This is a genomic window from Erwinia sp. PsM31 (assembly GCF_030433775.1).
GTDB classification, from domain to species: domain Bacteria; phylum Pseudomonadota; class Gammaproteobacteria; order Enterobacterales; family Enterobacteriaceae; genus Erwinia; species Erwinia aeris.
Genome location: NZ_JARUWZ010000023.1, coordinates 36159 through 49843, shown reverse-complemented (window position 1 = coordinate 49843; position 13685 = coordinate 36159). Strand labels below are relative to the sequence as shown.

Below are 13685 nucleotides of genomic sequence, written 5' to 3'. Positions count from 1 at the left end.
GTGGTCCGCCTGCTGAGCGATGAAGTTGTGGGCTTCCGCGATTAGTTACCTCCCTCCTTTTATTCTTTTCCGTAGATTTTCCACTATCGTTTGCAGGAGCTCATTTTGATTAAAACTCCTTGTCTTATCAGCGCTATCCCCTGCGTTGTAAAGAAAAGCACCATGGCAAAACCATTTTCAACATTGAGGCGGTCTGCTGCATAGTGGATCGGTCGCAAGTTTATGAGACGAATAATTGCCTGAAGAGCAGTGGAATGGTTTGTTTACATCTCCATAATTATTGATTTACTTCATGAAATCTTAACATTCAATGGCGTTTACAGAGAAGGGCATGTTATATTTTCATCACACTTGATTATAACATGAGGTTTTGAAATGGACGCGCTTTACCTGTTGCTGATTATTTTTGGTGTTGGGGCTTTATGTGCCTGGTTTATTACTTATAAAATTCTAAAAAAAAGATATGATGAAAAAAACGCTAAGCTTGAGGCCGTATTTTATAACCGAATTAATGAGGAGGTCACTGAAAAAGAAGAAGCAATAGATGCGGCCATAAAAGAAAAAAACGAAACCATTGGAAAATATAAAAATCGTGACATTTATCGTGAGGCTGAGCATGGAAAGCTTCTGGATGAGCTCCATAAATCAATTGCATTCCATCAAAATAGAAGTAAGGCCATTTTCAATAAGGCTGTAGATTTTGCCTTTGATTTTGAAAAGATATTTAAAGATCAACATCAAAATGCACAGGAAGAAATCCAGCGGGTTTTGGACGACACCTATCGATTTAAAAGGAAAACCTTGCTTAACTCAATAACATTGAGGAACTTTGAGAAAAAGCTAGAAGATATAAGAAAAGAAACCTCTATTTATCAGTCGTTAATTGCTAAATACGACTACTTCGAGCTTAAAGACAATGCTGACTGGGATGTCGTAGAAAAAGAATTTCGGGATAAAGTATTAGCGCTTCAGCAGTTGCAGGATGAGCGAGAAGCCCAAAATGAGGTAAAACGTCAGATGCGGGAAGAAAGGCAGCGTGCTGAAGAGCTTGAAAAAGAACAATTAGAGACTGAACTAAAAGAACAGGAGCTGGAAGCTCGTCGAAAAGCTATTGACGAAGCATTATTAGCAGCTGATGAAGAGCATAGACTAGAGCTGGAAGAAACCCGGCGCAAGCTTGAGCAAGAAATTGAAGAAGTACACAAGCGATACGAGAGGGCTAAATCATTAGCTCAGATGACTAAGCAAGGGCATGTCTACATAATATCTAACATAGGATCATTTGGTGAGAATGTATTTAAAATCGGCATGACTCGACGTCTGGAACCTTTTGACCGTGTTTCTGAGTTAAGCGGAGCTAGTGTACCATTTGAATTTGATGTCCATGCAATGATTAGTTGTGATGATGCACCAGCATTGGAAGCTAAGTTACATAAAATGCTCAGCGGGGAACGCATAAATAAAGTAAATCTTCGCAAGGAGTTTTTTAAAGCCGATATAGGGAAAATCATTGAGTGCGTGGAGAAGAATCATGGAAAAGTTGATTATATAGTTAACCCCGCTGCGCTTCAATATTATCGCTCTTTAGAAATGAGTGAAGAATTAATTTCGATTAATGAACCTTCTATGGCATGATGATTTAAAGTAAAAGCCCGTTTCGGCGGGTTTTTCTTGAGTAATGTAAGCCAGAATACCTCAATTAACAAAAGGCTTCAGGAGTATCATTATTTCCCCAGAAAAGGAAGGGGTGATTATTTTTTTTGGCCCGACATGTCAATTTTTGACGGCGGAATAATGACGAAAAATCCCATACTCTTGTGCCTTCTAACCTTCTAACCTTCTAACCTTCTAACCTTCAAACGTGCCCCTTTTATCGGCTCATAATTCAAATCCGGTAGCGATGCGCTTAAGGTTTCCATTCTCGATAAACGCTAATTGTTAATGTGGTAGTGTCATAGATTATGAAAGGACGGGGTGGTGAGCTGCCACTTTTACTGGCAGGGTGATTTGTCAGGATTAGTTGAGAACAAGCAAATGTCTTCGATCTCTACTGCTGATTGTATTCGCCTTGATTTTGAAACCATATATTCAGCGCAGGCTAGGCGTAAGAGCATCCTCTGCGCCCGCTGATAGCGAGACCGGCCTCTGGTTTGGCAGAGAAGGCCACATCCTCCAGCTACCAGGGTTAAACTGCTGCTACCTGACTACGCAGTTTAGGTTTTGCCTATCTCAATGAGAATCAGCACCGCCTGGATAAGTTGCGTCACTCTGCAAATAATCAGGGTATGACTACATACCGTGTGAGAGTGGGTTTCCATAACCCTTCAGCCCTGACTTTCAGGCAGCTTGATGAAATATTGGAACAGCAGAGGTTCTGGAGAACAGCATCGCGCAGCGCTACGTTTCGTTATTTTATGGAATATGAATACGAATCAGAGGTACGCGATCTGTGTGAGGTTTGTGAACTTGCCTACTCCCAGGCCTGTAAGGTTAAAAAATGCCCTTTGGTCATGGTCGTCGAGGAGACGACCGAGGAAAAAACGCTTGCTGACATGCAGCAATAGCTGTCCTGCTGCGCACTCTAACGATAAGAGCGCAGACTGACTGCGGGACAGTTGTCCCGCTCTGTTTCTAAGCCCGGCTGTTATCCCCATTCCGTAAGATGAGCCGGCTTGCTTTTTAGCACGCTTAAAACAAGCCCACGACGCATTAGCGTTGCGCTTCGTCATTTGGCCTTTTCACTGCTTCAGGGTCTGTCTTCAGGCCATTTCTGACCTTTCCATGGACTGATTGGGGTTTATGGTAGACGGCAATACGTTGTTAGCTGCCAAAATCAGCTCGCCGTCTGGCCTGACTGCACATTTGTGCCCAATACAGCCAGACGACGGCAATACGTTGTTGCAGTGCAAATCAGCCGTTCGCATAGTTTCACCCAAGAAAGTTAAACGAAAACAGCTTGTTAGTGAGCAGTCTGTCCACAGATATTCGCAAAGAACGACAAGGTAACCAGCGAGGTAGGGTAATTCGTCTGTTTCATTGGTGTTTTCTTAAATATCAAAATGTAATTTTTTGTTTCTTGCACCTTTGGGGTTATTCTTATTCCATTAGATAAATTATTATCCCTGAACGGAAAAAATCACGCGCCTTATATTTAAATTTGTACACGTCGGTGTGCTTGTATAATTTTTTATTAAGCGAAGCGGTTAACACTTTTGCAAATACAAAGATTTTATCTACTCTTAATTACGCAACACGAAATTCCCGGCGTAAAAGCCGGTTGCCAATTAACTAATGAAGTTTGTATTCAGGAGGAGATTATGGCTGAACATCGTGGCGGTTCTGGAAACTTTGCAGAAGACCGTGAAAAAGCTTCTGAGGCAGGTAAAAAAGGCGGTCAAAATAGCGGAGGTAATTTTGCTAACGACCGTGAAAAAGCATCAGAAGCAGGCAAGAAAGGGGGTGAGCATAGCCACGGCGGCGGACGCAAGTCTGAATAAAAGCGAACGGAAATTTATCGCTTAATACGCCAGCCCCGGCATTTAATGCCGGGGTTAAATTTATTTATACAGGTAAATTCTCTATCTGAACTTTATAAAAAGTGAAGTTATTAGTCTTTTTTATAGCCCTTATTTTGAGCCTGCTTACCCCGCCAGTATTCTTCCAGATAGGGTATAAGTTCAAAAAACAGTATTCCGGCCAGAACACAGGCAATATATGCGTCAGGTAAAGGATCGGCTCGCTGATGAAGATCGAAGCGGGCAGGCTCTGCGCCCAGGCCAGACAGCGCCAGAAACTGCGACCAGTGACGCGAAATCACCAGCAACAGCGCCATTAACGGCACCATCTCCAGAAAACTGTGGATATGCTGCTCTACGGGCGATACGCGCCGGGTGGTTACGGCATAGCTGACGTCCCACAATGCTGTCGCTTCGTGGCAGAAGAACATCACGATCATAAAGCCAATCACCAGCGCATTGATATCCAGGAAAAGCGCAGCGAGAAGCGGGGCGCCCATCTCCAGAAACATCAGAAGATGAATAAAGGTTTCTTTCAGCCCGGCGGTAGTCTCTATGTTTGTGGCTCTGTGGCATAAATAGTCGGCGAAACCGGCAATAAGCCAGACGGGCAGCACAAAATAAAGCAGCATCATCATCTGCGGATCAAAATTTTGCATGGCGACGGCTCATCGGTGTAAGAATGCATAAAGCATAGCCATACAAAACAGAGATGCCAGAATAATGCGCTGTTTCCGGAGTAATGACAGGTTTGCATTATTTCTGAGGTAGGGCAGAAAAGTCGGCTAATTAAACTCAGGGTGCGCCGCGCTAAACGTTAAGTAAGCTATTATTCAGTAGATGTTGATGCCGCTCCAGGTATTGCCCGCAGTTTACTCAATAAGGAACACCAGATGCTCACTTCTACAATGGATAGTTATATTCGCAAGGTAAAAATGAAACCGATCCTTCTTTCCATGCTTGCCGTGGCACTTGCTTTGCCACAGCTTGCTTTGGCGGATATTAAATGCGGGCCTTTTCGTCTGGCCGGGCAGACGGCGAACGGCAGTTGGGCGACCGTGGACGGCGTAAAAACCCGCAGGCAGCAGGTCAGCTGGCTGCAGCAGAAAGGCGATGTCGACAATGTGAAAATGCACTGGACCGTGGCTGCTACCAAATTTCAGGGCGATTACGGGATGACATACCTGAATAAGGCGGGTAGCGCCACGCTTGACGTTGAGGTATTGCGCAGCAGCCGCAGCCAGATAAAAATTTCCGGTTCGTACGACTGTCGTAAGATCGATTAGCGTCTGGCATCCGTCAAGGGCAGTGCGCTACCGGCTTGATTTCCTTTGCTATGCTTAAAATCTTTACCCTTAACCGGGAGGTAAAGCGTTATGCATCGCAGAGAGTTTATCGGTTGCGGAGGCGCACTGGTCGCCCTTTCGCTTATGTCTTCCACACCTGCCGCCGCAGCGGCCTCCGAAGCTTCGACACCGCCTCAGCTTGATAAACCCGTTCTGAAACTGAAAGGGATCGCTATTGGCGAAGGTCAGCCCAAAGTAATTATCCCAACCACTGACAGCAGCGAAAAGGCGGTTTTAGCCTTCGTTGATAAGATTGCGGACAGAAGCGATTTTCATATGCTGGAGCTAAGGCTCGATCCGCTGGACAACGTTGACGATACCGACGCGATGGCGGCTTTAACGCGGCAGGTGTTCTCGCGTCTTGGCGACAAGCTATTGCTGCTGACGTTTCGCACCAAAGCCGAAGGCGGCAAGAAAGCCATCAGCGATCGGAAGTATGCCGCGCTGTATCACGCCTTACTGACGGCTGGCCAGTTCGATCTGCTGGATATTGAAATGTACCGCGACAGCACGCTGACCGATCCGCTGATCGGGCTGGCGCATCAACAGGGTAAACATATCATTCTCTCCAGCCATGAGCTGCACGCTACGCCTTCCGCTCAGGAAATTATCGCCCGCCTGAGCGAGCAGCAGCGGCGCGGCGCGGATGTGTTGAAGCTGGCGGCGATGCCGAAAGGCCCGGAAGACGTGCTGACCCTGCTTAACGCTACGCTGGATATGCATCAGCACTATGCGCAGCGCCCGCTGTTAACGATGTCGATGGGTGAAACGGGCGTGCTGTCACGCATGAGCGGAGAACTGTCCGGTTCGGCGCTGACTTTCGCTATGTTTGGCGACGCTTCGGCGTCGGGGCAGGTTGACGTGCAGGATCTGGGAAAGGTGTTGGAGGTAGTACATAAAGGAATGCGTTCATAAGGCAGCTACAGGCACATCCTGACGTTCTGAGCAGATCGTTTCCGATGCGGCCTGTAGCCTGGGGGCGGGACGCAAAGCGTCGCCACCCCGTACTGCATTAAGCGGTGACGGTGACCACTGAGACGTTCGTGGTTACCTGGTTGGTGGTCACGGTGGCGTCCACGGCACCGACCTGTCCCTTGATCACGCAGCGATACTGGCCGGCATCGGCGGTAGTCACGGCTGCTTTGCTCCAGGTGGCGCTTTTCGCATTGGCGATATTCGTCCAGGTAGTGCCGTTGGTCGACTTCTGCCACTGCCAGGTTGCGGCATCCTTAGCCGCAACGGTCAGATTTAACGTGCCGCCCGCCGCGACGGAAACCGTGGCTGCCGGCTGGGTGTCAATCTGCGGCGTAAAGGCGTAATAAGGCATCGCGTATTCAATTCCGTTGATGTTAATGCGCATCCACTGCCGCGGTTTAGATTGCTCAACCGGCACGGTAGTCGAGGCCTGGGAGCGAGTACTGATCCCGGCAACATCATCCTGTGCGCCAAAACCGGCCAGGCCGTTGTTCATCGACATCCGCGCCTGCGCCGCCACGCCGCCTTCCGGCGCTGCGCTCTGCGTCACGCCGCTTGGCGTAAACCTTGCCCAGCTGCCGTTATCTTCGCGCATTTCACCAGTGCCGCGAACGTGCACGCCATATTCGGCAATGGTATCAGGCAGCTTGACCCACAGGCCCGGCAGGATATCGTTAAAATCCTGAGGGATATACTGCACTTCGCTAATACCCGGCGTGCCTTCCATCCAGTAGCTTACTGCCGGAACCGAGCCCGCGCCACGCGCTACGTGGATATGCAGCGTACCGGCTGCACGGTCGTTCTGGATCGGCATGGCGGTGTCGCCACCGATGCCGCCGTAGGTACTGCGGCAGTCCACCTCAATTTTCCAGTGGCTGCCGGTTTTCGGCATCCGAAACGTACCGATATTCAACCAGCGCTGGCTGCTGTCAATGGTGCCGCGCAGCACGCCGCTCAGCCACTGCGCGCGCAGCGGATGGTCCAGATAGGTGCCGCTGTTTTGAAACAGCGACATGCCCATTTCATACCCGGAGAGTCTGGCGACAATGTCGCTGCCGTCCGGGTTTTTCGGATAGCTGAACCAGGTTGCGCTGCCTGGCGCAGAAGTGCGGTCGTACTCCACGCCGGTCGGATTTGACCATTGCGACATAATAACGCGTGAATTAAAGAACACGGCATCGTAGGTAGAGGACTCAATGCTCAGCGCTTCAATCAGCCACTGGCCGTTGTTGATATCCATCGGAACGGCGCTGTGTTCGATCCAGCCGTTACGGATCAGGCCCTGACCATGACGAGGGATCCAGATAGCTGGCGCGTAGCAGTACTGGAAGTTAAATTCCGTAAGCTCAATCGCCGTGGAGTGATCCCAGGCGCCGGACGGACGGTTGCTCCAGCCTACCTTAATCACCGGGCCCGCCACGCGGCTGCAGTAAATCTGGGTGAATTTACTGTCAAGACTGTCGAGGTAGTAAATTGCCGCTTCACCGGTATTGCTGGCTTTAAAGTAGGAGACGTTGGCAAAGGTGCCGCCCACGCATTCGTTAGTGATAAACGGCTGTTTATTGGAGGCGGTATCGTTAAACACGCCCACCGTTGCGCCAATCAGCATATTGGTTTTTTCGTCCTGCTTCACCGTTTGCTGGCCTTCCCACTCAATGCCGTAGATGGAAAAGTAGCGGTGGTTCAGCGCCAGCACGGCCGAAGCGGATTTGTCAGAGATAATACGCGTGCCGATCTGCTTGCCGAAGCTGGTGGTCACGCCGCGCATCACGAAATCGCCGGCGGCGAAGTAGCCGCTTGGGTTATAAGGCAGTTCCGAATGGTTGGCCGGGATTTTGTCGCCATAGGTGCGCAGGTCGAGCGGCTTAACCAGGTAGGTGCCCGTGCCGAAACGGATACCGACTTTGCTGGAAAGGCCGTCGGTAAAGCCGCGGGCGAAGCTGCCGGTCATAAATTCATACATCGCCTTAACGGCAGGCGCGCAGTCAACCTTGCCGCCCGGTACGGCGCCGAAGTCATGAACGGTTAACGCTTCAATATCGCTGTCGCGACGCCAGTGGTACGCGCCGCCGTTGCTGGCGATAAAGCCGCCGTCGTCCGCCGCCGCGACCAGATAACCGGTAAACCAACCTTCGCCGAAGGTGACAGAGCGGTCGCCGGCAGCGCGGGCATTCCAGGAGCTCAGGAAAACGCGTTCGCCTTCAGCGGCAGGTTTGCGAGCACGCAGCGCGGCGAATGAAGCAACTTCATTAAAAATCAGTGTATCAGCCATAATGTTTCCATCCTTTGTTAGTGAGTTTTTAACTGTATGTTTATACAGTAACTGCACTGTATTCCTTTGGTGAAGAATTGGCAATAGTGTTTTTTATTATTTATTTCATATATTTACGCGATTAACTCGTTACGATTTAATAAGCGGCGTGATATTAACTTAACAATATTTCTTATGTTTTAAGCAGATTAAAAAAGGGGAGGTAAACGGTGAAATGACGTTCTGAACCCGGCCTGGCTTTAAGGTGCCGGAGGGAGAAAGACAAAAAAAATCCCCTGAGCGCGTGACTTCAGGGGAGGCGGGTTCAGGACTGAGGCTGACCGACAGGGCCGCTGCCGCCCGGTGCGCCCGGAGGCTGCTGTCCACTCGGCGGCGCCGGCGGCGGGCTGTGCGTATCATTGGCGCCCCAGTGGGCGCAGCCGGAGAGTAGCGTAACGGAAAAAGCAAAGGAGAGGGCTAACGCAATGTTTTTCATAGTTTCCCTTTTCGCATCGAAGTATGCCTAAAGCGTAGCCGCCTTGTTAAGGGCTGACAACGCGGCCTGCGGGAAAAGGCAAAGCCCGGCAGCCCGCAGACAACGGGCACGACCGGGAGGAGGAGTGCGTTTAGCGGGAAAAAAGATCGCGTTTTTTCGGCGTGAAAAACTGCGCAAGCAGCACCAGCAGGGCGACAACGAGGTAGGCGGCAAAGATAATCGTCATCCACTGCGGCATACCCAGCGAAAACAGCGACCACTGATTTTCCGCACAGTCGCCCGTCGCAACGAATACCGACGGCAGCCACTTATCAAGAGGCAGCCACTGCGGGAAGCGGGCGGCGAAATCACAGGTGGTAAAAGGATTCGGATGCAGCTGGATCATCGTATGCTCCCATGCCAGACGCACGCCTTCCACGGCGCTATAGATCCAAATCAGGATCGCCACCCAGCGCAACGGCGTTTTGGGGGCAATAGCGCCCACCAGCGCAGCGCCAAGAATACCGAACAGGGCGCAGCGTTCGTAAATACACATCACGCAGGGCTTTAGCAGCATCACGTGCTGGAAATAGAGCGCAACCATCTCCAGAGCAAAAGCCGTCAGCGCCATCAGCAACCAGGCGCCGCGACCACGAGAACGGCTATTAAAATAGTGCAACATAATCAATCCCTGTAATAAGCGTTGAACCGGCAGTGTAAACCAAAAGGGCTGCCGTGCCAGCCACTATGCGGTAAATTTACGCTGCTGAATACGGCGCGGCTTAGCCGCTGTGTAAAAAAATGTATCGCTTCGACGGCGCGCTGAAAGCGGCCACGGCTTAATAACGTAAATCAAGGGCTTAATTTCAGGAGAAATGCGATTTCGGCAGCGTTTTACGCTTTCGTCAGTCTAGGTGACGGCTAAGCCATCTGGTATGATGAGCCGAATTTTTGCAGCCCTGAACGCAACGGAAACAATACGCTATGGTTATTAAGGCCCAGAGCCCTGCGGGCTTCGCTGAAGAATATATTATCGAAAGTATCTGGAACAGCCGCTTCCCGCCGGGGTCAATTCTGCCTGCTGAGCGCGAGCTGTCAGAGCTGATCGGCGTGACCCGCACCACGCTGCGTGAGGTGCTGCAGCGCCTGGCGCGCGACGGCTGGCTGACCATTCAACACGGCAAGCCGACCCGGGTAAATAATTTCTGGGAAACCTCGGGCTTAAGCATCCTTGAAACGCTGGCGCGTCTCGATCATGACAGCGTGCCGCAGCTTATCGACAGCCTGCTTTCGGTTCGCACCGATATTTCCTCCGTATTTATTCGCCGCGCTATCCGTATTCATCCGGATAAAGCTGAGGCGGTTCTGGTCACCGCGCAGCAGGTAGAAGACAAGGCGGAAGCCTATACCGAGCTGGATTACAATATCTTTCGCGGGCTGGCTTTTGCCTCCGGTAATCCTATCTACGGCCTGATCCTTAACGGGCTGAAAGGGCTGTACACCCGCGTAGGCCGTCACTATTTTTCAAATCCGGAAGCGCGTCGCGTGGCGCGTGAATTCTATCAGCAGCTGCTGACGATTTGTCAGGCCCAGCAGCTGGACAAGATTGTGGAAACGGTGCGCGATTACGGCCATCGCAGCGGTGAAATCTGGCACGGCATGCAAAACACCATGCCCGCTGAATCCGGCATACGTCGTTAGTATTCCTGTAAAATCTCTGGATAAGCCGTAAAAAAGCCGGTCTTCAGCACCGGCTTTTCAGGTTATTACAGGGAAGTGGGGCGGGGCGGACAGCGGTCGAGGATTTCCGTGCTGCCGTCGTCATTTTGCTGCTCCAGATGGACATCAAAGCCCCACAGGCGATGCACGTGCTTCAACACTTCGCGGCGGCTCTTATCCAGCGGCGCGCGGCTATGCGGCACGTAGCGCAGCGTTAATGAGCGATCGCCGCGCAGATCGACATCATAAACCTGAATATTAGGCTCCAGGTTGCTTAAATTATACTGCGCGGAAAGCTGCTGACGGATCGCCCGATAGCCCGCCTCGTCATGGATAGCGGCAATTTCCAGGAAGTTATTGCGATCGTCATCCATCACCGTAAACAGGCGGAAATCCCGCATGATTTTGGGCGACAGGAACTGGCTGATAAAGCTCTCGTCCTTGAACTCGCGCATGGCGAAGTGCAGCGTTTCCAGCCAGTCTGAACCGGCAATATCCGGGAACCAGTAGCGATCTTCTTCCGTCGGCTCCTGACAGATGCGCTTGATATCCTGAAACATGGCGAAGCCCAGCGCGTAAGGGTTAATACCGTTATACCACTGGCTGTTATAGGGCGGCTGATAAACCACGTTGGTATGGCTGTGCAGAAACTCCAGCATAAAGCGTTCGCTGACTTTGCCCTCGTCATACAGATGATTAAGGATGGTGTAGTGCCAGAAGGTCGCCCAGCCCTCGTTCATCACCTGCGTCTGCTTCTGCGGATAAAAATACTGGCTGACTTTACGCACGATACGCAGGATTTCTCGCTGCCACGACTCCAGCAGAGGCGCGTTTTTTTCCATAAAATAGAGCAGGTTTTCCTGCGGCTCGTTGGGATAGCGTGCCGCTTCGGTATGGGTCGCCTCCGCTTCGCGACGCGGCAGCGTGCGCCACAGCATGTTCACCTGGCTTTGCAGATACTCTTCGCGGCTGCGCTGACGGGCCTTCTCCTCCTGCAAGGAGATCTTTTGCGGGCGCTTGTAGCGATCGACGCCATAGTTCATCAGCGCATGGCAGGAATCCAGTAGCCGTTCGACTTCCTCCACGCCGTAGCGCTCTTCACACTCGCTGATATAGTTACGGGCGAAAATCAGGTAGTCAACGATAGAGCTGGCATCCGTCCAGCTGCGGAACAGGTAGTTATTTTTAAAAAAGGAGTTGTGGCCATAGCAGGCGTGCGCCATCACCAGCGCCTGCATAGTGATGGTATTTTCCTCCATCAGATAGGCGATACACGGATTGGAGTTAATGACGATTTCATAAGCCAGGCCCTGCTGACCGTGCTTATAGCGCTGTTCGGTTTCGATAAATTTTTTACCGAATGACCAGTGCGCGTAGTTGATGGGCATCCCGACGCTGGAATAAGCGTCCATCATCTGTTCAGAAGTGATGACTTCGATTTGATGCGGATAGGTATCAAGGCGATAGAGTTTGGCGACGCGGTCAATTTCTGCAAGGTAGACGTCCAGTAGATCGAACGTCCAGTCGGGACCGTCGCTGAGTCGTTGGCTGTTCGTAATGGACTCATCAAAGATAGTCGTCATAGCGCACCCCTTTTTTAAAACCGGTTTTCGACGTTACATCAGTAGCGACAAACATCCGTTTTCATTACGACCTGCCATGACGCTGCCGCCATCGGAACAGGCCTGGAATTGAAGCCAGTAACTCAATGATAGTTCACTCTCTCCGATCGCTCAGGGGAATACAATGGAAATCTTCGGCAGAAAATAGAGCGGAAGCCGGAAAATCATTTTAACGTCAGGCAAAGCGCAAAAAATAATAATCCGGACAGGATAATATCCTGTATATAAGCGGAAAATATGGCGTAATCATATTCTGCTGCGGAAAGGAATAAATAGCGCCTTCATGATTATTTGCTGCTGCCGTCGCAACTATTGCAATATTAAACTCCGATTTATCATCGGCATCTTGTTTTTATTCCCGCCCAGGGTAAAAAAGAAGGGCAATATTTTTACAGGGCGTCCGCTGTCATCCCGCAGCTTTTTTCACCGCAGCGGCCGCCTGTATCCAGTGTATTCATCTTTAAGAAACCGGCGGTGGAGTAGCGATGCGAGTTGTCATTCTGGGAAGTGGCGTGGTGGGCGTGGCCAGCGCCTGGTATCTGGCCCAAAGCGGGCATGAGGTGACGGTTATCGACCGTCAGCCCGACGTGGCGCTGGAAACCAGCGCGGGCAACGCGGGACAAATTTCGCCCGGCTATGCGGCACCGTGGGCGGCGCCCGGCGTGCCGCTGAAGGCGATAAAATGGATGTTTCAGCGTCATGCGCCGCTGGCTATCCGCCCGGACGGCAGCCGTTTCCAGCTGGCCTGGATGTGGCAAATGCTGCGTAACTGCGATATGCGCCACTATCAGGAAAATAAAAGCCGCATGGTGCGCATCGCCGAATACAGCCGCGACTGCATGAAGGCGCTGCGCCATGAGACGGGTATTGCCTATGAGGGACGCCAGGGTGGAACGCTGCAGCTTTTCCGCACCGCGCAGCAGTTTGAAAGCGCCACCAAGGATATTGCGGTATTAAAAGAGGCGGGCGTGCCCTATGAACTGCTGGAAGCCAGCCAGCTGGCCGAAGCGGAACCCGCGCTGGCGACGACCAGGCATCTGCTGACCGGCGGTCTGCGCCTGCCTAACGACGAAACCGGCGACTGTCAGCTGTTTACTCGTCGGCTGGCAGAGATGGCGAAGGCGGCAGGCGTGACTTTCCGCTTTAATACGCCCGTCGACGCGCTGCTGCAGGAGCATAACCAGATTGTTGGTGTGAAATGCGGCGCTGAGATCGTGACGGCGGACGCGTACGTAGTGGCGTTCGGCTCTTATTCCACTTCGCTGCTCCGCGACATTATCGCTATCCCTGTTTATCCGCTGAAAGGCTATTCGCTGACTATCCCGATTACCAATCCGGAGGCGGCGCCCGTTTCCACGGTGCTGGACGAAACCTATAAAGTGGCGATTACGCGTTTTGATAACCGGATCCGCGTGGGCGGCATGGCGGAGATCGTCGGCTTCAATACCAAACTGCTGCCCGCCAGACGCGAAACGCTGGAGATGGTGGTGCGGGATCTCTATCCGCAGGGCGGCGATCTCGCCCAGGCGACGTTCTGGACCGGGCTGCGTCCGATGACCCCGGACGGCACGCCGATTGTCGGCCGCACGCCGTTTAAAAATCTTTATCTGAATACCGGTCACGGAACGCTCGGTTGGACCATGGCCTGCGGCTCCGGACAGCTGCTTTCTGATATTATCTCAGGACGCGCTCCGGCGATTGCCGCTGACGATTTATCGGTTATGCGTTATCTGCCGGGATTTCTGCCCACTACAGGCCCAATACTGCACGGCGCGCGCTAGT

Annotated in this window: 12 protein-coding genes; 7 read left to right on the top strand and 5 right to left on the bottom strand. The window is 51.6% G+C overall.

From position 1 onward, the window contains the following. The first annotated feature begins 375 nt into the window (after positions 1-375). From QCD69_RS16455 to QCD69_RS16445, 3 genes are all read left to right on the top strand, one after another. Positions 376-1635 (top strand): GIY-YIG nuclease family protein, encoded by a 1260-nt coding sequence (locus QCD69_RS16455; RefSeq protein ID WP_301252786.1) that lies wholly within the window; start codon positions 376-378, stop codon positions 1633-1635. Positions 1636-2285: 650 nt separating this feature from the next. After that, complete coding sequence (locus QCD69_RS16450; RefSeq protein WP_301252783.1) at positions 2286-2564, top strand: hypothetical protein; 279 nt, start codon at positions 2286-2288, stop codon at positions 2562-2564. A 753-nt stretch (positions 2565-3317) separates the two neighbouring features. Continuing rightward, entirely contained in the window at positions 3318-3497 is a 180-nt protein-coding gene (locus QCD69_RS16445; RefSeq protein ID WP_301252782.1) for a general stress protein, read from the top strand. Between the two features lie 110 nt (positions 3498-3607). On the opposite strand, the gene QCD69_RS16440 is transcribed toward QCD69_RS16445, so the two are convergent. After that, positions 3608-4174: a diguanylate cyclase gene (locus QCD69_RS16440; RefSeq protein WP_301252781.1), complete on the bottom strand. Its 567-nt coding sequence runs from the start codon at positions 4172-4174 to the stop codon at positions 3608-3610. Between the two features lie 234 nt (positions 4175-4408). On the opposite strand from QCD69_RS16440, the gene QCD69_RS16435 reads away from it, so the two are divergent. Together QCD69_RS16435 and aroD are read left to right on the top strand one after the other, a co-directional pair. Then, entirely contained in the window at positions 4409-4801 is a 393-nt protein-coding gene (locus QCD69_RS16435; protein WP_253453704.1) for a hypothetical protein, read from the top strand. Positions 4802-4891: 90 nt separating this feature from the next. Then, entirely contained in the window at positions 4892-5776 is an 885-nt protein-coding gene (aroD, locus tag QCD69_RS16430; protein ID WP_301252780.1) for a type I 3-dehydroquinate dehydratase, read from the top strand. Between the two features lie 97 nt (positions 5777-5873). Here the strand turns inward: aroD and QCD69_RS16425 are convergent, their stop codons facing one another. The 3 genes from QCD69_RS16425 to dsbB all read right to left on the bottom strand — a co-directional run bounded on the left by QCD69_RS16425 (position 5874) and on the right by dsbB (position 9244). Then, the gene (locus QCD69_RS16425) at positions 5874-8108 is read right to left on the bottom strand and encodes a hypothetical protein (RefSeq protein WP_301252779.1); all 2235 of its coding nucleotides are present in this window, start codon (positions 8106-8108) and stop codon (positions 5874-5876) included. A gap of 304 nt (positions 8109-8412) precedes the next feature. Further along, the gene (locus tag QCD69_RS16420) at positions 8413-8583 is read right to left on the bottom strand and encodes a hypothetical protein (protein ID WP_253453713.1); all 171 of its coding nucleotides are present in this window, start codon (positions 8581-8583) and stop codon (positions 8413-8415) included. Positions 8584-8713: 130 nt separating this feature from the next. Further along, positions 8714-9244: a disulfide bond formation protein DsbB gene (dsbB, locus tag QCD69_RS16415; RefSeq protein WP_253453716.1), complete on the bottom strand. Its 531-nt coding sequence runs from the start codon at positions 9242-9244 to the stop codon at positions 8714-8716. A gap of 302 nt (positions 9245-9546) precedes the next feature. Between dsbB and fadR the strand changes: the two genes are divergently transcribed. Then, positions 9547-10263, top strand: coding sequence for a fatty acid metabolism transcriptional regulator FadR (gene fadR, locus QCD69_RS16410; protein ID WP_253453719.1), 717 nt, complete (start codon positions 9547-9549; stop codon positions 10261-10263). 65 nt (positions 10264-10328) lie between these two features. Here the strand turns inward: fadR and QCD69_RS16405 are convergent, their stop codons facing one another. Further along, a complete protein-coding gene (locus QCD69_RS16405; RefSeq protein WP_253453721.1) occupies positions 10329-11864 on the bottom strand; it encodes a SpoVR family protein in 1536 nt (511 codons plus the stop codon). Positions 11865-12388: 524 nt separating this feature from the next. Between QCD69_RS16405 and QCD69_RS16400 the strand changes: the two genes are divergently transcribed. Beyond that, positions 12389-13684 carry a D-amino acid dehydrogenase gene (locus QCD69_RS16400; protein ID WP_253453724.1) on the top strand — a complete coding sequence of 432 codons (1296 nt, stop codon included), beginning with the start codon at positions 12389-12391 and terminating at the stop codon, positions 13682-13684. Position 13685 lies beyond the last annotated feature (1 nt).

Coding starts and splice junctions, on each gene's coding strand:
- QCD69_RS16455 (WP_301252786.1), top strand. CDS start 376: ATGGACGCGCTTTACCTGTTGCTGATTATTTTTGGTGTTGGGGCTTTA.
- QCD69_RS16450 (WP_301252783.1), top strand. CDS start 2,286: ATGACTACATACCGTGTGAGAGTGGGTTTCCATAACCCTTCAGCCCTG.
- QCD69_RS16445 (WP_301252782.1), top strand. CDS start 3,318: ATGGCTGAACATCGTGGCGGTTCTGGAAACTTTGCAGAAGACCGTGAA.
- QCD69_RS16440 (WP_301252781.1), bottom strand. CDS start 4,174: ATGCAAAATTTTGATCCGCAGATGATGATGCTGCTTTATTTTGTGCTG.
- QCD69_RS16435 (WP_253453704.1), top strand. CDS start 4,409: ATGCTCACTTCTACAATGGATAGTTATATTCGCAAGGTAAAAATGAAA.
- aroD (WP_301252780.1), top strand. CDS start 4,892: ATGCATCGCAGAGAGTTTATCGGTTGCGGAGGCGCACTGGTCGCCCTT.
- QCD69_RS16425 (WP_301252779.1), bottom strand. CDS start 8,108: ATGGCTGATACACTGATTTTTAATGAAGTTGCTTCATTCGCCGCGCTG.
- QCD69_RS16420 (WP_253453713.1), bottom strand. CDS start 8,583: ATGAAAAACATTGCGTTAGCCCTCTCCTTTGCTTTTTCCGTTACGCTA.
- dsbB (WP_253453716.1), bottom strand. CDS start 9,244: ATGTTGCACTATTTTAATAGCCGTTCTCGTGGTCGCGGCGCCTGGTTG.
- fadR (WP_253453719.1), top strand. CDS start 9,547: ATGGTTATTAAGGCCCAGAGCCCTGCGGGCTTCGCTGAAGAATATATT.
- QCD69_RS16405 (WP_253453721.1), bottom strand. CDS start 11,864: ATGACGACTATCTTTGATGAGTCCATTACGAACAGCCAACGACTCAGC.
- QCD69_RS16400 (WP_253453724.1), top strand. CDS start 12,389: ATGCGAGTTGTCATTCTGGGAAGTGGCGTGGTGGGCGTGGCCAGCGCC.